The organism is Microvirga lupini, from assembly GCF_014191055.1.
Taxonomy (GTDB): domain Bacteria; phylum Pseudomonadota; class Alphaproteobacteria; order Rhizobiales; family Beijerinckiaceae; genus Microvirga; species Microvirga lupini_A.
This window is the reverse complement of sequence record NZ_JACHWB010000002.1, coordinates 268,187-286,946: the sequence shown is the minus strand read 5'-3', so window position 1 is coordinate 286,946 and position 18,760 is coordinate 268,187. Positions and strand designations below refer to the sequence as shown.

General features: G+C 63.9%; 16 protein-coding genes. 5 read left to right on the top strand and 11 right to left on the bottom strand.

Features of this window, described 5'->3' with window-relative positions:
* Window positions 1-24: 24 nt before the first annotated feature.
* Entirely contained in the window at window positions 25-702 is a 678-nt protein-coding gene (locus FHR70_RS08470) for a haloacid dehalogenase type II (protein WP_183449093.1), read from the bottom strand.
* Window positions 703-859: 157 nt separating this feature from the next.
* On the opposite strand from FHR70_RS08470, the gene FHR70_RS08465 reads away from it, so the two are divergent.
* The 3 genes from FHR70_RS08465 (at window position 860) to FHR70_RS08455 (ending at window position 3,771) form a co-directional block, all read left to right on the top strand.
* Complete coding sequence (locus FHR70_RS08465) at window positions 860-1,744, top strand: branched-chain amino acid aminotransferase (protein ID WP_183449091.1); 885 nt, start codon at window positions 860-862, stop codon at window positions 1,742-1,744.
* Window positions 1,745-1,839: 95 nt separating this feature from the next.
* Window positions 1,840-2,559: a DUF1194 domain-containing protein gene (locus tag FHR70_RS08460; protein WP_183449089.1), complete on the top strand. Its 720-nt coding sequence runs from the start codon at window positions 1,840-1,842 to the stop codon at window positions 2,557-2,559.
* Window positions 2,560-2,613: 54 nt separating this feature from the next.
* Complete coding sequence (locus tag FHR70_RS08455; RefSeq protein WP_183449087.1) at window positions 2,614-3,771, top strand: adenylate/guanylate cyclase domain-containing protein; 1,158 nt, start codon at window positions 2,614-2,616, stop codon at window positions 3,769-3,771.
* 22 nt (window positions 3,772-3,793) lie between these two features.
* Here FHR70_RS08455 and FHR70_RS08450 read toward each other — a convergent pair whose 3' ends face one another.
* The 5 genes from FHR70_RS08450 to FHR70_RS08430 all read right to left on the bottom strand — a co-directional run bounded on the left by FHR70_RS08450 (window position 3,794) and on the right by FHR70_RS08430 (window position 8,127).
* Entirely contained in the window at window positions 3,794-4,498 is a 705-nt protein-coding gene (locus FHR70_RS08450; protein WP_183449085.1) for an RNA polymerase sigma factor, read from the bottom strand.
* Between the two features lie 70 nt (window positions 4,499-4,568).
* Entirely contained in the window at window positions 4,569-5,081 is a 513-nt protein-coding gene (locus FHR70_RS08445; protein WP_183449083.1) for a plastocyanin/azurin family copper-binding protein, read from the bottom strand.
* 11 nt (window positions 5,082-5,092) lie between these two features.
* Window positions 5,093-5,512, bottom strand: coding sequence for a DUF5602 domain-containing protein (locus FHR70_RS08440; RefSeq protein WP_183449081.1), 420 nt, complete (start codon window positions 5,510-5,512; stop codon window positions 5,093-5,095).
* A gap of 98 nt (window positions 5,513-5,610) precedes the next feature.
* Complete coding sequence (gene murJ / locus FHR70_RS08435; RefSeq protein ID WP_183449078.1) at window positions 5,611-7,137, bottom strand: murein biosynthesis integral membrane protein MurJ; 1,527 nt, start codon at window positions 7,135-7,137, stop codon at window positions 5,611-5,613.
* 3 nt (window positions 7,138-7,140) lie between these two features.
* Window positions 7,141-8,127, bottom strand: coding sequence for a glycosyltransferase (locus FHR70_RS08430; RefSeq protein WP_183449076.1), 987 nt, complete (start codon window positions 8,125-8,127; stop codon window positions 7,141-7,143).
* Between the two features lie 96 nt (window positions 8,128-8,223).
* Here FHR70_RS08430 and FHR70_RS08425 point away from each other — a divergent pair, with 96 nt between their 5' ends.
* Window positions 8,224-9,066 (top strand): ChbG/HpnK family deacetylase, encoded by an 843-nt coding sequence (locus tag FHR70_RS08425; protein ID WP_183449074.1) that lies wholly within the window; start codon window positions 8,224-8,226, stop codon window positions 9,064-9,066.
* A 198-nt stretch (window positions 9,067-9,264) separates the two neighbouring features.
* Here the strand turns inward: FHR70_RS08425 and FHR70_RS08420 are convergent, their stop codons facing one another.
* Window positions 9,265-9,864, bottom strand: coding sequence for a superoxide dismutase (locus FHR70_RS08420; protein WP_183449073.1), 600 nt, complete (start codon window positions 9,862-9,864; stop codon window positions 9,265-9,267).
* A gap of 255 nt (window positions 9,865-10,119) precedes the next feature.
* Here FHR70_RS08420 and FHR70_RS08415 point away from each other — a divergent pair, with 255 nt between their 5' ends.
* Window positions 10,120-11,088, top strand: a complete 969-nt coding sequence (locus FHR70_RS08415; protein ID WP_183449071.1) for a hypothetical protein — start codon at window positions 10,120-10,122, stop codon at window positions 11,086-11,088.
* 3 nt (window positions 11,089-11,091) lie between these two features.
* Here the strand turns inward: FHR70_RS08415 and FHR70_RS08410 are convergent, their stop codons facing one another.
* The 4 genes from FHR70_RS08410 to FHR70_RS08395 all read right to left on the bottom strand — a co-directional run bounded on the left by FHR70_RS08410 (window position 11,092) and on the right by FHR70_RS08395 (window position 18,748).
* A complete protein-coding gene (locus FHR70_RS08410) occupies window positions 11,092-11,640 on the bottom strand; it encodes a hydrolase (RefSeq protein WP_246407956.1) in 549 nt (182 codons plus the stop codon).
* Between the two features lie 10 nt (window positions 11,641-11,650).
* Window positions 11,651-14,032 carry a PAS domain-containing protein gene (locus tag FHR70_RS08405; protein WP_183449067.1) on the bottom strand — a complete coding sequence of 794 codons (2,382 nt, stop codon included), beginning with the start codon at window positions 14,030-14,032 and terminating at the stop codon, window positions 11,651-11,653.
* A gap of 127 nt (window positions 14,033-14,159) precedes the next feature.
* The gene (locus tag FHR70_RS08400) at window positions 14,160-16,550 is read right to left on the bottom strand and encodes a PAS domain-containing protein (RefSeq protein WP_183449065.1); all 2,391 of its coding nucleotides are present in this window, start codon (window positions 16,548-16,550) and stop codon (window positions 14,160-14,162) included.
* An 86-nt stretch (window positions 16,551-16,636) separates the two neighbouring features.
* The gene (locus FHR70_RS08395; protein ID WP_183449063.1) at window positions 16,637-18,748 is read right to left on the bottom strand and encodes a S9 family peptidase; all 2,112 of its coding nucleotides are present in this window, start codon (window positions 18,746-18,748) and stop codon (window positions 16,637-16,639) included.
* Window positions 18,749-18,760: the final 12 nt, after the last annotated feature.

Here is an 18,760-nt window from a genome sequence, read left to right as displayed (position 1 = left end):
GACAAGCCCGGCCATGACGATTGTTTAAATTAGCCCGTCGAGCGATGCGATCACCGCGCCGGGCGCAAGCTCGATGTACTCGTCCGGCAAGCCGAGCCGGTTCACCCACACAGTCGTGAAACCGAAAGCGGCTGCTCCTGCAATGTCCCAGCGGTTGGACGACACGAACACCACCTCGTCTGCGGGGATGGACAGAGCCTGCAGCACGAGATCGTAGGTCCGCGGGCTCGTCTTGAAGACCTGTACGGCATCGACGGACAGAACCACATCCAGATCACCGGCAAGACCGGCCGAATCCACGGCTGCGTTCAGCATGCCAGGATCGCCGTTGGACAGGATGCCCGTGCGAAGGCCTCGTGTGCGCAAGGCCTGTAGCGTCGGCCGAACCTCCGGATAGGCGTCGAGACGGCGATAGGCTTCCAGCAGAAGCGGCCGGATCGAGCGGTCGACGTCCGGAAAGCAGGCGAACGCGTAGTCCAGCGCCTGCTCGGTCAACGTCCAGAACGGCTCGTAGCGGCCCGCCAACGACAACACCCAGGAATATTCGAGCTGCTTGGTGCGCCACACGTCCGAGAAGCGCGCCGCGTCAGGACCGACCTGGGCCATGTGGCGGCCGACGGCCGAATGCACGTCGAACAATGTTCCATAGGCGTCGAAGATCACGGCCTTCGCATGGACGGGGATGAGACTGGGACTGGTCATGGGGTGAGAGTTTCACCGGGTGCGAGCGATAGCAAGCCACCCAATGATCAGCCCTCCTCATGAAACCCATCACAAGTCTTTATGTCCCACGCGAGGCCCGGCGATTGACGGTTGCGGGCGCAGGCGTTTCGATAGGGCAGAACTTCTGACCCAAAGGATGAGACACGTGGCTTGGTATTCGCAGACCTGGAACTGGTTCAATGGCACCTGGCAGGAGGGCAATCCGCCCCTGATCGGGCCGCGCTCCCACGTGTCCTGGCTCGGCTCCTCCGTCTTCGACGGGGCTCGCGTGTTCGAGGGCGTGGCGCCCGATCTCGACCGGCATTGCGAGCGCGTGAACCGCTCGGCCCTCACCATCGGTCTCAAGCCGACCATGGAGGCGAAGGCGATCATGGATCTCGTCAGCGAAGGCGTGAAGAAGTTCGCGCCCGGCACGGCGCTTTACGTGAAGCCCATGTACTGGGGCGAGGCCGAGGGCCTGGCCACCATCGCGCCGGATCCGGAATCGACCCAGTTCTGCCTGTCGCTGTTCGAGGCGCCGATGCCGGTGCCGGGCGGCACATCGCTGACGAAGTCGAGCTTCCGCCGTCCGACGCTCGAATCCATGCCCACAGATGCGAAGGCCGGCGCGCTCTACCCCAACAATGCCCGCGTCATCCGCGAGGCGAAGGAGAAGGGCTTCGACAACGCCCTTGTCCTCGATGCGCTCGGCAACGTGGCCGAGACCGCCACCTCCAACGTGTTCATGGCCAAAGACGGCGTGGTCTTCACACCGTATGCGAACGGCACGTTCCTCAATGGCATCACCCGCCAGCGCGTGATCCAGCTCCTGCGCGACGACGGCGTGCAGGTGGTCGAGAGCACCCTGCGCTACGAGGATTTCGCCGGCGCCGACGAGATCTTCATCTCGGGCAACTATTCCAAGGTGATGCCGGTGCTGCGCATCGACAGCCGCGATCTCCAGCCCGGGCCGTTCTATCGCCGCGCCCGCGAGCTCTACTGGGCCTTCTCCCATGACAAGGGGATCCTCAAGGCGGCTTAAACGCCTTCAACGAAGTTGTGAACGATGCGCAAGGCGGTGGTGATCGCCTTGTGCCCTAAATGGCTCCAGCATTGTGCCCCAAGCTGGAGCCCTCGATGCGGTTTGTTTTGAAAAGCCTCTTGGCCTTGAGCCTCCTGACGGCAACGGCTCATGCTGAATCGGTCGATCTGGAGCTGGTCTTCGCCGCCGATGGCTCAGGCTCCATCGACAATGACGAGTTGCGCCTCCAGCGGCAGGGCTGGGCCGATGCGCTCACGAGCCCAGACGTGCTCAACGGCATCAAGGATGGGCCTATAGGGGCCATTGCGGTGGCATTCATGGAATGGGGCGGCCCAAGTTCTCAGGTGCTGATCGTCGACTGGCACGTGATCCGCGATGAGGCCAGCGCCAGGGTGTTCGCCGACAAGCTCCTGAGCGCGCCACGGGGAGCGACCGGCTACAACTCCATCTCCAACGCCATCGACTTCTCCATGCGCCTTGTCGAGGGCAATACCCATGAGGGCACGCGCAAGGTCATCGATGTCTCCGGCGACGGTCCGAACATGAACGGTCGGTCACTGGAGCAGGTGAGGGCGGAGGCTCTGGCCAAGGGCTACACCATCAACGCCCTCGCCATCCGCCGGCCCGGCAGCGGCCGGCCGGGCGGTCCCGGCGGCATGTCGCTGGAGGATTATTACGCGAAAGATGTCATCGGCGGCCCCGGCTCCTTCGTGGAGATCGCCGACGAGACGCAGCCCTTCGCCCTGGCCGCCCGTCGCAAGCTGCTGACGGAGATCGCCGGCACGGTCGGGCCCACGCGCCACGCGAAGCGCTGACCTTGAGACCGGCTGCATGAGGACATTCCTGACCGGAATGCTAGAGTGAGCGCCATGACGAATCTCGAAGACTGGATCATCGACCAGGGTCTCCACGGGTCCGACATGTCCTCCCTGCTCTCGGGCTTTGCCGAGCGCCTGGACGCGGAGGGCATTCCCCTGGTCCGGGCCTATATCGCCCTTCCGACCGTCAACCCGACGATCCGGGTCTACACCCATGTGTGGACCCGCTCCGCCGGCACCGTCGTGGAAGGGGTCTCGCACGAGCGCAACTCGGAAGCCTTCGAGGTGAGCCCCTTCGCCTACATGATGCGCACCGAGCAGGAGAACTGCCATTGGCATGTCCACGGGCCGGATGGGGACAGGTTCAGCATATTCGAGGACATCAGGCGTCTCGGCGGGACCGACTACCTGGCGCGTCTCATCAGCTTCGGCAACACGAGCGCCCCGGACCTGCGAGGCTTCGGAGCCTCCTTCTCATCGAGCCGCCCCGAGGGCCTGCGACCGGAAGAGGTGGCCCGGATCGACAGATTGCTGCCGCTCTTAGGCCTTGCGGCCTACCGCATGACCCTGTTCGACCTCACGGTCGCCATGCTGGACACCTATGTCGGCCTCTCGGCCGGCCGCCGGGTGCTCAGGGGCGAGATCCGGCGCGGATCCGGCACGACGCTCACGGCAGCGCTGCTATTCGCCGATCTTCGCGGCTTCACGGCTCTCGCCGACAGGTCCGGCATGGACCTGATCGGCCGCCTCGACCAGCACCTGGAGGCCATGGCGAAGCCTGTGGAGGAGCAATGCGGCGAGGTTCTCAAGTTCATGGGCGACGGTGTGCTGGCCGCTTTCCCGATCTCCGAGCATCGATCATTCGAGGAGGCCTGCGCGGCGGCGATTCGGGCCGCGCAAATGGCTCTCGAGCGCAACGAGGCCGTCAACCGACAATACGAGACGCCGCTCAGCCTCGATATCGCGCTCCATTGCGGCGATGTGTTCTACGGCAATATCGGAGCCGCCGGACGCCTCGACTTTACGGTGATCGGTCCTGCCGTCAACGAGGCGAGCCGCATGGAAGCCCTGTGCAGCGCCCTCGATTGTTCGGTTATCCTGTCCGACCGAGTTGCCTCTGTGAGTCCGGTGCCGGTGCGCTCCCTCGGCAGCCATCGCCTGCGGGGCATCGCGGCGGAGCGGGAGCTGTTCACCTTCACGGCCGGCTAGCAGAACGAGGCCGGTCCCTTTCTCACTCCGTCACCGGTGTGCCAAGGCGCGCCAGGACGGCCTGCGTGATCCGTGCACAGCGCATTCCGGCAAACGGAAACGTATCGGCGAGCGCGGTTGAGAGGGTCTTGTCGAGGTTCTGTCGCAGGAGGCGTCGGGCCCGGTGAAGCCGAGTCTTCACCGTTTCGAGGCGCAGGCCGAGCTGAGATGCGGTTGCCTCGGTGCTCATCTCCTCGATGTCGCGCAGGACGAAGACGATGCGGAACGGATCGGGCAACTGGTCCACGGCTCGCTCAATGAAACGGCGGACCTCCGCACGCGCGGCGGCCGCTTCGGGATCGCCCTCCTGTCGGGTCGACGGCAGGTAGATCACGCGAGACGCGCCTTGCTCGCTGATCGTATCGAGCTGCTTCAGATCCACGGAAGTGCGGCGGGTGCGAAGTCGTCCGAGAGCCTCATTGAGGGCGATCCGTGTGAGCCATGTCCCGAGGCGTGCCTCGCCGCGAAAGCCGTCAAGGTGGGTGAACGCGCGCAGATAGGTTTCCTGAACCACATCCTCGGCTTCGGTATCGTCACCGAGCACGCTCCGTGCGACGCGGTAGAGCCGACGGTTGTTCTGCTCCATGATGTGGCGAAGCGCGGCGGGGTCTCGATGCTGTGCGCGCTCGACCAGAGCCATGTCGTCCAGGCTGTTCAGGGGCGGTGTTGCGGCGGTCTTCGGTTGCATGGCGTCCCTCCCGCATATGGCCATTAGATGGAACGGTTGCGCAAAGGTTCCCGGATTGTTTTCGGATCGCTCAGATCCTGCGCACGAAGCCTCGATTCATGATGTCCTCGACTGAGGGAAAGGCAAGCCGCGCCGCCTCCGGGATGCCCGATGAGCCGGCCTCGTCCGCCGGCGGCCTTCCCGGATGCCCCACGATGATCCGTCCCACCATCCCGGCATGCTCGTGTGGGATGCAGAAGAAATCGTAGATGCCCTCCACATCGAGTGTGACCGAAAAGCTCTCGTTCGGCAGCAGGTAGTCCGAGTTCCAGGGCTCGGCCCCTTCAGGGATGCGCAGGGGGTGCTCGAGGTTCTGCGGATGGTAGGCCGTGGCGGTGTGGGAATTGCCTGGATCCAGATTGACCCAGCGGATGGTCTGACCGGGTTGGACGCGCAGGCCGACCGGATCGAACCATACATGCGAGCCGTCGCTGTTGCCCTGCATCCGGATCTCGACGGGTTCTCCGGCGAGCGGGACGCGGGGCAGGGCGAGACCGGCGAGGAGCCCCCCGCCGATCCGCAGGACATGTCTGCGCGTGATCATTGCCAAGGACATCACTTCGCGGCCACTCGCGATTCATCGGCCTTGGGAACGTGCCACAGCACCATATGCGCATGGGGCTTCTCGACACCCGGATGACCGGCATTGAAGTAGACATCCACGTGATCGACCTTGCCGCCGGGAGCAGCGAGATCGTCGAAGCGCTTGTCCTTGTTGGAAAGGTCCTCAATCGGCAGCATGTAGACCGTGCTGACGAGGCGACCGTCGCGGTCATAGGCCAGGAATGGGCCGGCCGGCAGGGTCTTGGGATCTACGTAGAGCTGACCGAGGCCCGGCAGGAAGTCGGGCAGTTTGACCAGTTCGCTGACCTTCTTGTAGGCGCCTGATGGCGGGGCCTTCTCGACCTGATCGGCCGCCATGGCTGGAAGGGCGAAGGCGACGATCAGGGCGAGCGTGGCGGCAGCAGTTCTCATGACATCCTCCATTGGAGCGAAGACCCTGTTTTGGTCTGCGCATCTCCATTGGATGGAAGCCGATCCGGAAGGTTCCCGGAAATCGACAGGCTGGACTGTCAGCGCCGCGACAGCCTGACCCCGAGTACTTTCAGGCCTGCCAGCAACGTGCCGCCATAGAGGAGAGCGCCGGCCATTCCAAGGATCGCGAGCAGGATCTCGCTGTTCCAGGCCGGGAGCCGGGTGGTCCATTCGGACAGCGGAATCGGCGCGAACCAGGCAAAGGCTCCGAGCAGCAGGCTAGCGACAGCGACGGCGGCTGCGGTGCGGCCCAGGGTGCCGCCCGGAGCCATCCAGTCCCGCCGCAGGGCGAGAAGGACGAGGAGCCCGAGATTGACCCAGATGCCGATGGCGGTGGCGAGCGCCAGGCCGACCACGCCGTAAGGCCCGGTCAGCACGATCTTCAACGCCACGTTGACCGCCACGGCGGTGAGCGAGGCGATGAGCGGCGTCACCGTGTCGGAGCGGGAATAGAAGCTCGCCACAGCCGAGCGGATGAGCACGGCCGGGGGCAGGCCGAGGGCATAGGCGGCGAGCACCGCGCCGGAGCGCTCGGCAGCGGCTGCATCGAAGGCGCCGCGCTGGAACAGGGCCGACATGATGAGGTCGGGCAGCGTCACGAAGGCCACCACGAAGGGGGCGGCGAGCGCCAGGGTCAGCCCGACGGCCCGGTTCTGGGCGCCATGGGCCCCAGTGACGTCGCCCGCGGCGATGCGGCGGCTCATCTCGGGCAACAGCACCGTGCCGGCCGCGATCCCGATCACGCCGAGCGGCAGCTGGTAGATGCGGTCGGCATAGTAGAGCGAAGCCACGGCGCCGGTGGGCAGGAAGGACGCGATGATCGTGTCGGCGAACATGGCAAGCTGCACGCCCGCCGAGCCGATGACGGCGGGTCCCAGCACCTTGAAGAAGTGCTTCATGGCCGGATCGAACCGCGGCGCTGAAATCGTCGGCGCGACGCCGAGGCGCCGGGCCGAGGCCCAGACGAGCAGCAATTCGAGCACGCCCGCCACCGTGACGCCCCAGGCGGCCGCATAGCCGGCATTCGGGAACAGGAATGCGATGGCGAGCGCCGCCACGATGGACACGTTGAGCAGCACGGGCGCGGCGGCTGCGGCCGCGAAGCGCTCATGGGCATTCAGGATCGCGGAGAGGATCGTCACCAGGGTGACGAAGAGGAGATACGGGAAAGTGATGCGGGTGAGCGTCACCGCCAGATCGAACTTCGCCGGATCGTCCGAGAAGCCGGGGGCGAGCAGGGTGACCACCACGGGCATGCCGATAAGGGCTATGACCAGCAGCACGATCTGCACGATCAGCATCAGGGTGCTGATGCGGCTCGCAAACGAGCGGGCAGGGGCGGCGCCTTCCCGTTCGAGCACGCCCGCATAGGTGGGCAGGAAGGCGCTGTTGAACGCGCCCTCGCTGAAGATCGCCCGGAAATGGTTCGGGATGCGGGACGCGACCACGAAGGCATCGGCAATGGGTCCCACGCCCATGACGGCCGCCAGCACCACGTCGCGGATGAAGCCGGTGAGGCGCGAGACGAGCGTCCAGCCGCCGACGGAGAGAATTTTTCTGAACATCGGTCAGGCCCGGCGCATGCGATAATTTTCGGGAACGATGTCGCTCGAGACCTCCGCCGCGCCACCAATCCGCTCGGCCACCACATAAAGCGGCCGCCGTTTCACCTCGGCAAAGATGCGCCCGACATATTCGCCCACGATGCCGAGCGACATGAGCTGGATGCCGGAGAAGAACATGACGGAGACAATCAGGCTCGGGAAGCCGGGCAGGTCGGTTCCGAACAGGAGCGTGCGGATTGTGAAGAAGACCGCTGTGGCAATGGCCAGGAACGAGATCAGGAAACCGATATAGGTCCAGATCCGCAGCGGCACCGTGGAGAAGGAAGCAATCCCGTCGAAGGCGAAGCGGAAGAGCTTTCGAAAGCTCCATTGGGTGGTGCCGAAGCGGCGCTCCTCCACCACGAAGGGTACGCCCGTGGCCTTGAAGCCGATCCAGGCATAGAGGCCCTTGGAGAAGCGGGCCTTCTCCCCGAGGGTTCTGAGAACCTCGACCCCCTTCCGGTCGATGAGCCGGAAATCGCCGGCTCCCTCGGGCAGGGGGATCTCGCCGAAGCGGGAGAAGAGCTTGTAGAACAGCTGGGCGAAGCCGCGCTTGGTTCGGGTCTCGTCCGAACGGTCCGTGCGCTGACCGTAGACCATGAGGAAGCCCTCCCGCCAGCGTTCCACGAAGGTTTCGATCATTTCCGGCGGGTGCTGGAGGTCGGCATCCATGATCACCACCGCGTCGCCGCGAGCGTGATCGAGCCCGGCCGCGATGGCGATCTCCTTGCCGAAGTTGCGGCTGAAGGAGACGGCTCCGATCCGGGGCTCGGTCTGGCTGACAGTCTTGATGATCTCCAGGGTGTCGTCCCGGCTGCCATCATCCACGAAAACCACCTCCCAGGCGGGGGTGATGCGGGTGAGGACAGGCAGCAGGCGTTCGCAGAGAGGCGCGATGTTGGCGCTCTCGTTGTGAACCGGGATAATGACGCTGAGCTTGGGCGACGCCACTGGAAGAACCCTTGATTGTCGGGCCGCATCAAGAGCCGAGTTTGCGCCTTTGCTCAAGAGCATTAGGGTGCGGCAGAACCGATTTTTGGGACATTCATGAGCCTCTCCCGCAACGTCATCCTCTGCGCCGACGATTTCGGCCTCGCCGACGGGGTGAGCCGAGTCATCGTGGAACTGGCCCAGATGGGCCGCCTCTCCGCCACGGGAGCCATGACCAACATGCCCGGATGGCGGCGGGCGGCAGGGGATCTGAAGCCCCTGAAGGGCCGGATTGCCGTGGGGCTTCACTTCAACCTCACCGCGGGATCGCCCCTCGGCCCTATGCCGCAACTCGCCCCGTCAGGCACCTTTCCTGTCTTGAACGATCTCCTTATCAAAGCCCTGCGACGCCAGCTTGCTGCGGATGAGATCGCGCAAGAGATCGAGCGTCAGCTCGACGCATTCATCGAGGTCCACGGTGAGCCTCCGGCCTTCGTGGACGGCCATCAGCACGTGCATGTTCTTCCGGTGATCAGGCCGACCCTGATCCGGGTCCTGATGGAGAGGGGCTATGCCGGACGCGTCTGGCTGCGCGATCCGTCGGACCGGATGGCCGCGATCCTGAGGCGCCCCATCGGGCGCAGCAAGGCGTTGATCGTGAAATCCTTGAGCCGAGGCTTTGCGCAGAGCGCCCAGGCCGCTGGATTCCAGACGAACAAGGGCTTTTCGGGCTTTGCCCCGCTCGACCTGTCCGTACCGGCTGCCCGCGTGTTCGAGGAGGCGTTTTCGAAGCTCGGGCCTCACCCTCTTGTCATGTGCCACCCGGGCTATGCGGATGACGAGTTGCGGGCGCTCGATCCTGCAGTGGAAAGCCGGGTTGAGGAATTACGTTACCTGAAGTCAGCCGCATTCGACGACCTGCTGGCAGCCCGTCACATCCATCTCGTCGGTCATCTTTAAGCGCTGGCTGTCATCCTGGGGCTGCGCAGCAGAACCCGGAATCCATAACCACGACCTGAGCTCAGTTCGACACTGTCGGTGATTTTGGATCCCGGCCTTCGCGGGCATGACAGTGGAGGGGACGTTGCTTGACTGGTGCGTCTGAAAAATAAAAAAACGGGCCTCCGAAGAGGCCCGTTTGACGTACCGGTATATCGCTTACTTCGAGGCTTGCTCGAACATCTCCTCGACATGCTCCCAGTTCACGAGATTGTCGAGGAAGGCCTTGACGTAGTCGGGACGGCGGTTGCGGTAGTCGATGTAGTAGGAATGCTCCCACACGTCGCAGCCCAGGATCGGCTGGGCGCCGTGGACCAGCGGGTTCTCGCCGTTCGGGGTCTTCATGACGGTGATCTTGCCGTCCTTGAGCGCGAGCCAGGCCCAGCCCGAGCCGAACTGGCTGACGCCGGCCTGGATGAAGTCTTCCTTCATCTTGTCGACCGAGCCGAGATCCTCGACGATCTTCTTCTCGAGCTTGCCCGGCAGGGCGCCGCCGCCATTGGGCTTCATCCACATCCAGAAATGGATGTGGTTGTAATGCTGTCCCGCATTGTTGAAGAGGGCCTGGTTCTTGCCGTAGGAGCCCTTCACGACCTCCTCGACGCTCTTGCCCTCGAATTCGGTGCCTTTCAGCAGGTTGTTGCCGGTGTTGACGTAAGCCGCATGGTGCTTGTCGTGGTGAAACTCCAGGGTTTCCTTCGACATATAGGGCTGCAGGGCGTCATAGGCGTAAGGCAGTTCGGGCAGAGTGAACGACATCGGCGTCTCCTTTGAATTGAGCGACCCGGAGCATCGGACCCAAAAGTAGTGGCAACTTTGGGGTCGATCCGATGCCCGTCTTGTGCGACCGCGCATCGCCCGATGCGCTTGAGCGTTAGTTAAAGCGCGAGGCGCCCAAGAGCAACGGCCAAGCTCCGGACTTTTTTCTGCTCAAGCTTCCATCACGGTTGTCTTTTGCCTATAGAGGCATAGCTTTGCCTTGAAAGACTACGGTTTGCGTATGATGGAGACAGCATGATCATCGCTCTTCTGGCCCTCGCTTTTGCGATGATCCTTGGTGGATTGCTGGCTGCTTTCTTCGGATGGGATATCGTTCTGGTCGAGCGCGGCTGGACGATGGTGATCGCAGGCAGCGTCATGGCCGCGAGCGGTGCGCTTCTGCTCGGCATAGCGGCTGCCGTGTCCAAGCTGGCGAAGATCGAGAGCCACTTCTCCGGGCTGCAGGCCGGATCCGGCAGCGACGCGTTCGGTGTAGGCCAGCGCGCCACCGGAGCCCTCGCCGGTGCAGGGCTTGCTGGCGGTCTCGTGGCCGCAGAGGCGGCCGGTGCCTACGAGGAGCCGGCAGACGAGGTCGTGAAGGACGAGAACCAGCCGACCCTGCCGCTTTTCGAGGAGCAGGAGAGACGCGCGCAGGATGAACCCCGGGATGAGCCTAAGGTGGCGGTCGCCGAGTGGCCTGAGGACAGGGATGCAGCCCCCGTCATTCCATTCCCGCCGCGAACCATCCCGATTGTCCCCCCTGCCCACGATGAGCAGGAGCAGGAACTCAAGGTGCCGGACTTTCTCCTGGCGGACCGGCAGCGCAAGGATGAGGATGATCATCTCGTCGCCGAGCCGGGTTTGGATCTCGATGTGTTTGATCAGGGCGACCGTGAGCCCGAGCGCCAGGATCGTGACCGGAGCGATGAGCCTGTAGAGCCGGTTTCAAACGTTGAGCCCGAGGCGGAGCCGCAGCGTGGCGACGAGCCTGCTGCTGCGGAACTCGATCAGGAAGACCGATCCGAGGATGAGACATCGTCCGGTGAAGAGGGCACGGCTACGGTCATCGGCACCTACAATTCCGGCGACAACAAATACGTGATGTTCTCGGATGGCTCCATCGAAGCCCAGACCCCGAGCGGCACCTTCCGGTTCCAGTCCCTGGACGAGCTGAAGGAGTTCATCGCGGCCGGCGGCGAGGGCAGCTCCTCGGCTACTCTTTGAGCTTTACTTGAAGAGCGGAGCCAGGGCGCGGAAGTCGTCCGTTGCGGCCTGCTCCATCCATTCGAAAGCAACCATCTCCGTGGTCACCCAATGGCAGCCCGCATGCAGCAGGCGTGCGCAGGCGGCGCTGACGCTGTGAGGCGAGCGGCTCGACACCGCATCGGCCACCACGAAGACTTCCAGGCCTGAGGCCTTGAATTCCAGGGCGGTCTGCAGCACGCAGATATGGGCCTCGGCTCCGCAGATTACGAGCTGATCCCGGCCGCTGCCGCGCAGGGTTGCGATCCGCTCCGCAATCGTAGGCTCGCGTGCAGCCGAGAAGGTTGTCTTCGACAGGGTGACCGCCTCCTCAGGAAGCGCCTCCGCCACCGAGGCCAGGGTGGCGCCAAGCCCTTTGGGATACTGCTCCGTCACCGTCACGGGAAGCTTAAGCCGCCTGGCTGATTCCAGCAGGATCGCCAGATTGCGGACAAGGCCCTCGCCTTCGTGGATGGCTGGCATCAGGCGGGCCTGAACATCGATCACCATGAGGTGAGAGCGGCTTGCGTTCATCAGCATGGCGTCATTGATCCGGGTTGAAGATCGGGGGTGCCCCGGGGATCGGCAAGGTCATGGTGAAGTGAAGCCCTTCTTCGGGGAAGGTCATGGCGACATCGGCCTGGAGCTGGGTGGCGAGCACCCGCTGCAAGAGGCGCGAGCCGAAGCCCTGGCGGGTGGGCGTGCTCACCTTCGGACCGCCATGCTCCGTCCAGGCAAAGTGCAGCACCGGCCGCTCCTCGCCCGGCTCCACGCGCCAGCGCACCTCCACCTGGCCGCCGAAGGTGGAGAGCGCCCCGTGCTTGGCCGCGTTGGTGGTGAGCTCGTGAATGGCCATGCCGATGGGCACCGCGGCCTCCGAGGGCAGCTCCACGTGCGGGCCTTCGACGACGATGCGGTTGCGCGCCTCGTCCTCGTAGGGGCCGAGTTCGGTCTGGACGAGGTCCTCGAGCGCCGCCTTCTGCCACAGGTCTTCGGTGAGCAGGTTGTGGGTGCGGGCGAGCGACACGATGCGGCCGACGAAGCCCTGGTAGAACTCGTCGATGGAGGAGGCCGTGCGGGCGGTGGAGCCCACGATGGCCTGGACGGTGGCGAGCGTGTTCTTGACCCGGTGATGCAGCTCGCGGATCAGAAGCTGCTGACGATGCTCCGCCTGTTTGTGCTTGGTGACATCGATATTGACGCCGATGATCCGAGCCGGAGTTCCGTCCTGTCCGTAGAAGATCATCAGGCTGCCTTCGATGTGACGGAAGGAGCCATCCGGGAGCGGGATACGGTATGTGAAGGCCAGCTCCCGATCGCTCCTTGCAATCGCGTCGCGGAAGTTCTTCTCGAACGCATCCACGTCGGCCGGGTGAATGCGGGAGCTCCAGCCCTCGTAAGTGCCCTCAAAACTTCCGGGCTCGATCCCGAAGAGCTTTTCCTGCTCCGACATCCAGGTGATGGCGCCGCTGGCCACATCCCAGTCGAAGACACCGATCCGGGCGGCGCGTTGCGCCAGGGCGAGCCGCTCCTCGCTCTTGCGCAAGGCCGCTTCGGTTTCCTTCAGATTGTGGATGTTGATGCTCGTTCCGATCTTGCCCTTGAACTCGCCATTGGCATCGTAAAGCGAGCCGACCCGCACGATGTGCCAGTGATAAGTGCCGTCGACTGCGCGATAGCGCATCTCGGCTTCCATCACATCGTCGGTCGCGTTTTTGGCATCCGCCATGATGCTGGCGAGATCCTCGGGGTGGACGATCGACAGCCAGCCGTGGCCCAGGGTCTGTTCTCGCGAAAGCCCTGAGAATTCAAACCAGCTTTGCTCATTCACGTAATAGACGAGTTCGAGCTCCGGTGTGGCGATCCATGCAAATCCAGGGAGCGCCTCGGTGAAGGTCCGGAACCGGAACTCGGTATCATGCAGGTCGTGTTCGGCGCGCAGCTTCTCGACCGTCGTCCAGGTGCGCTCAGCTATATCCTCGACCAGGGCAACGTCGTCCTCCGACCAGGAGCGGGGCGTGGATGAGATCACATAAAGGATGGCCGTGATGTGCCCGTCCTTCAGCAGCGGGACGGTGAGAACAGCCCGGGCATTGATGGTGCTGTAGAAGTTCTGGAGCGCAGGGCTTTTGGTTCGCGGATCGGCGGCAATATCTTCGATGGTCAGGGTCTGCCCCACCTTCGAATCGTCGATCATGCCATGGAGGAATTCCTGCAGGCGGTAGGCCCGGCCCTCGTTGCTGATCGCACCCCTCGACCATTCCCGCTCGACGAGCACAATGCCGCGGCCATCGTCCACCTCGCCATAGCCGACGCAATCCACCCTCAGGAGCTGGCCAATGCTCTGTGCGGTCGCGTCCATGGCGGCAGAAGGATCCTTGAAACCTCGAAGCTGCTCATTCAGCTTCAAGAAGTAATCCTGGCGGCGCCTGGAATCCTTGAGTTCTTCCTTGGCTCTCTCGCGTTCCGTGATGTCCTGCGCCACGCCGACCAGGCGGACCGGCCTGCCACCCTCGAAGATCGGGGTGCCCCTGACGAGCAGGCGGCCGATATAGCCATCAGGGCGCACAACCCGATGCTCCACATTGAAATCTGACCGGGTTGCCAGCGCATAGGTGACCGCCTGGTTGATGCGCTCCACATCGCCCGGGTGCTGCAGCTTCTTCAGCCTATCGAACGTCAAAGCCTCATCGGCCGTCAGTCCGAGATGGGCTTTGCAGATCGGATCAGCCTTCATGTCGTTCGTCACAAGATCCCGCTCCCAGGATCCCAGACGACCGATTTCGAGCGCCAAACGCAGCATGGCGCTGTTCCCGCGCAATTCAGTCCCGCTGTCGTCTCGGCCCTTTTCCTGCGTGCTCGGCTGCGGCTCGCCTTGCGGCGCAGCGGCTCGTGGAAAGGGGGGAACGTCGACCCTGTTGATCATGAACAATGCTCTTAAGCTGCGTCTGCTGCTTTTAAGCATTTCCGGCGGCTACGTCACCTCATCCCCTAAAGTCATGCTGAGAGGGCAGCAATAGAGGACGGGCAGGGAAGAAATATTGAACAGACGGTTAATTCCCTGGGCGATCCGGGTTGAAGATGGGCGGAGTGCCCGGAATGGTCATGGTCATGGTGAAGTGAAGCCCTTCTTCGGGGAAGGTCATGGCGACATCGGCCTGGAGCTGGGTGGCGAGCACCCGCTGCAAGAGGCGCGAGCCGAAGCCCTGGCGGGTGGGCGTGCTCACCTTCGGACCGCCATGCTCCGTCCAGGCAAAGTGCAGCACCGGCCGCTCCTCGCCCGGCTCCACGCGCCAGCGCACCTCCACCTGGCCGCCGAAGGTGGAGAGCGCCCCGTGCTTGGCCGCGTTGGTGGTGAGCTCGTGAATGGCCATGCCGATGGGCACCGCGGCCTCCGAGGGCAGCTCCACGTGCGGGCCTTCGACGACGATGCGGTTGCGCGCCTCGTCCTCGTAGGGGCCGAGTTCGGTCTGGACGAGGTCCTCGAGCGCCGCCTTCTGCCACAGGTCCTCGGTGAGCAGGTTGTGGGTGCGGGCGAGCGACACGATGCGGCCGACGAAGCCCTGGTAGAACTCGTCGATGGAGGAGGCCGTGCGGGCGGTGGAGCCCACGATGGCCTGGACGGTGGCGAGCGTGTTCTTGACCCGGTGATGCAGCTCCCGGATCAGAAGCTGCTGGCGTTCCTCAGCCTGCTTGCTCTCGGTGATGTCCTGGATGATGCCGCTGGTGACCAGGGTTCCATCCTCTTTTTTGGCTGTCTGTGCCTGAGTGGCGATCCAGATCTCGGCGTTGTCGTTGAAGCGCCTTATCCGGTACTGCACGTTGTAGGGTTGGCCCGCTTCCGCAGCCCTCTTCTTGGTGTTGAGCATATTGGGCAGATCGGCCGGGTGAATTCTCTCCCGGATCTCTTCTGGCCTCATGCTGGACCCCAGCGCGGCGCCGAGAATTTCCGCTGCGTGATCGGAAGGGCTCACCATGTTCGAGACCGAGTCCCAGCTCCAATCGCCCATCTTGGCCGCCTGAAGAGCGATACGAAGCTGCTCCTCGCTTTTTCTGAGCGCCTCTTCCGTCACTTTCAGATCATGGATGTCGACGCTGGTTCCAACCCAGCCCTTGAATTCCCCGGTGGGAGAATGGATGGGAGCGCCCTGGATCAAGTGCCATCGATAGACGCCCTCATGCGACCTGTAGCGCGCCTCGGTCGTGTAGGACGTATGCTTGGTGACGACCGGCACCAGCTCCTCATTCATTCTGGCCATGTCGTCGGGGTGGATCGCCCTCGTCCAGCTGTGGCCGAGGGCTTCCTCGGGAGGAAGGCCGGAATAAGTAACCCACCGCTCGTTCGTATAGAGCAGCTCCGTCTGCGGGTTGAGGATCCAGACCAGGGCTGGGAGCGACTCGGCGATGAGACGGAAGCGGGCATCGGTTTCACGCAAGTCCCTCTCGGCCCGAGCCTTCTCAACGGCCGTCCATGTCCGCTCGGCGACATCCTCGACGAGGGACAGCTCGTCCCCGAACCAGGCGCGGCGTTGGGACGTGTGCATGTAGAGCACGGCCGTCAGCTTCTGGTTCTTGAGCAGGGGCACCGCCAGGGCCGCACGGGCATTGATGGTGCTGTAGGCCGCCTGGACCTCGGGGTTAACTGCGCGCGGGTCGGTTCTGATGTCTTCGACGAAGATGGGCCTGCCCTGCTTGAGTTCCGCCATCATGGTGGGAAGGAAATCATAGAGACGGTAGGCTCGTCCCTCGTTGCCGATGGCACCCTCCGACCATTCGCGCTCCACCAGGATGACGCCTCGCTCTTCGTCGACTTCTCCGTACCCGGCACAATCCACCTTGAGGAAGCGCCCCAGGCTCTTGGCCGTGGCTTCCATGATGGCGTCGGGATCCTCGAGGCTGCGCAACTGGTCGTTCAGGTTCAGGAGGAATTCCTGACGGCGCTGGGCCGAATTCATCTCCTCTTTGGCCTTTTCGCGGGCCGTCACATCCTGGACGACTCCCATGAGACGAACGGGTTCGTCGCCCTCGAAGACCGCGCCTCCCCGGACGAGAATGCGCCCGATGCGGCCATCAGGCCGGATCACCCGGTGCTCGACATTGAAATCGGTTTTTGTCTTGAGCGCGAAGACGATGGCTTGGTTGACCCGGTCCATATCGCCGGGATGAATGAGCTTTTCGAACTCCTCGGCTTTCAAGGGGGCATCCGGCGGAAGACCCAGGGTCGCCTTGAAGGTCTCGGACCCTGTAATCTCTCCGGTCCTTAAGTCACGCTCCCAGGATCCGAGCCGGCCGATGTCGAGCGCCATTCGCAATTTGCCGTTGCTCAGGCGCAGGGCATCCTCCATGTCACGCAGGCGGCGTTCCAGATCGGCAAGGCGCTGCCTGTCGCCAGCCTTGTGGGAAGCGACATCAGCGGACGTCCCTGACGGACCCCTTTCGGTCATCGACGCATACTCTCGAAATCTCAGTTGGTCCTGGCTGCTTCAAGCTAGGCGGCAGGATATGCTACAACGAGACATAGGGCTCTGCGTCAGCTCTGAAACCCCCTGATGCACGTCAGCGCGAATGTATAAGCGAGCGCGACCTCCTCGAGACGGTCGAAGCGGCCAGCAGCGCCGGCATGGCCAGCCTCCATGTTGAGCTTGAACAGGATCGGCCCACCGCCCGTCATGGTGGCCCGGAGCCTCGCCACCCATTTCGCCGGCTCCCAATAGGTGACTCGTGGGTCGGTAAGGCCTGCCAGCGCCAGGATGGCCGGATAGGCCTGGCGCTTCACGTTGTCATAGGGCGAATAGGACAGGATGGTGCGGAAGGCGGCTTCGTCCGCAGCCGGGTTGCCCCATTCGGGCCATTCCGGCGGGGTGAGGGGGAGCTCGCTGTCGAGCATGGTGTTGAGCACGTCGACGAAGGGCACCTCGGCGATGATGCCGGCGAAGAGGTCCGGCGCCAGGTTTGCCACCGCGCCCATGAGCATGCCGCCGGCGCTGCCGCCATGGGCGACGATCCGGCCGCGGGAGGTGTAGCCGGCCTGGACCAGGGCCTCGCCGCAGGCGATGAAATCCGTGAAGGTATTGGTCTTCTTCTCGCGCTTTCCGTCCATGTACCAGCGCCAGCCTTTCTCCGTTCCGCCGCGGATATGCCCGATGGCGTAGACGAAGCCCCGATCGACGAGGGACAGGATCCCGGTTCGGAAGGCCGCCGGCATGGACATGCCGTAGGAGCCATAGCCATAGAGCAGGCAGGGTGCTGATCCGTCGAGAGCGACCTCGCGTCGGTGGACGAGGGAGACCGGCACCTGCTCGCCGTCGGGAGCGGTGGCGAACAGGCGGCGGGTGACGTAGTCGGCCGGGTTGTGCCCGCTCGGCACCTCCTGCCGCTTGCGCAAGGTCCGCTCGCCGGTGCGCAGGTTGTAGTCGATCACCTCGCTCGGGGTGGTCATCGACGAGTAGTGATAGCGGATCACATCCGTGTCGAACTCGTAGCCAGCCGAGAAGCCCAGGGAGTAAGCCTCCTCGTCGAAGGCGACGCTCTCCTCAGCCCCCGTCGCAAACTCCCGCAGGATGATACGCGGGTTCGCGTTCTCGCGCTCGAGGCGCACGAGATAACGGGCGAGCGCCACGTGGGAGAGGATCATCGTGCCCGGGCGATAAGGCACCAGATCGCGCCAGTGATCGCGCCCCGGCGTCGCGATGGGGGCGGTGACGAGCTTGAAGTCCTCAGACCCATCCGCATTAGTCAGGATGATGAGGTCGTCGCCGTGGTGCTCTACGTCGTATTTGAGCTGCGGGGTGCGCGGCTCGACGACCCGCGGCGCGGCCGATGGATCGGTCCGGTCGAGGAGCCAGATTTCCGAGGTTTCGTGGTCGCTCGCCTCGATGAGCACGAAGGCGTCAGACTGGGTGGTGCCGAGCTTGACGAAGAAGCCGGGGTCCTTCTCCTCGTAGACGACCTGATCCTGATCGGGGCCGGTGCCGAGGCGATGGAGCTTGACCCGGACCGGACGGTGGTTCTCGTCGAGTTCCACGTAATAGAAGCTCGCCGAATCGTTGAGCCACACCGCGCCGCCGGAGGTCTGGACCACCTCGTCGGGCAGATCGGTGCCGGTCTCCAGGTCGCGAACGCGGATCGTGAAGTACTCCGAACCCTTGATGTCTGCTCCCCACGCAAGAAGCCTGTGATCGGGCGAGTGATCCGCGCCGCCGAGATCGAAGAAGGGTTGGCCCTCGGCCTCCCGGTCCCCGTCCAGCATGATCGTCTCTGGCCCCCCGTCGCGCGGCTGGCGGCAGACCAGTGGGTGCTGTCCGCCTTCTCGATAGCGGGTGAAATACGCGTAGGGACCGTCCGGCTCGGGAACGGATGAATCATCTTCCTTGATGCGGCCGCGCATCTCGGCCACGAGGCTGGCCTGGAAGTCCTCCGTACCCGCGAAGGCCGCTGCCGCGTAGGCATTCTCCTGCTCCAGGCAGGCGCGGATCTCCGGATCGAGAACGGCCGGATCCTTGAGGACCTCCTTCCAGTTCGGCGCCTTCAGCCAGGCGTAGTCGTCGCGGACCTCGGCTCCATGCATGTCGAAGACGTGCGGTCTTGCCGGAATCGACGGTGCAGCAGGCAAAGGATGGACGGGGAGGCGCTCGGTTTTCATGGAATCTTCCGG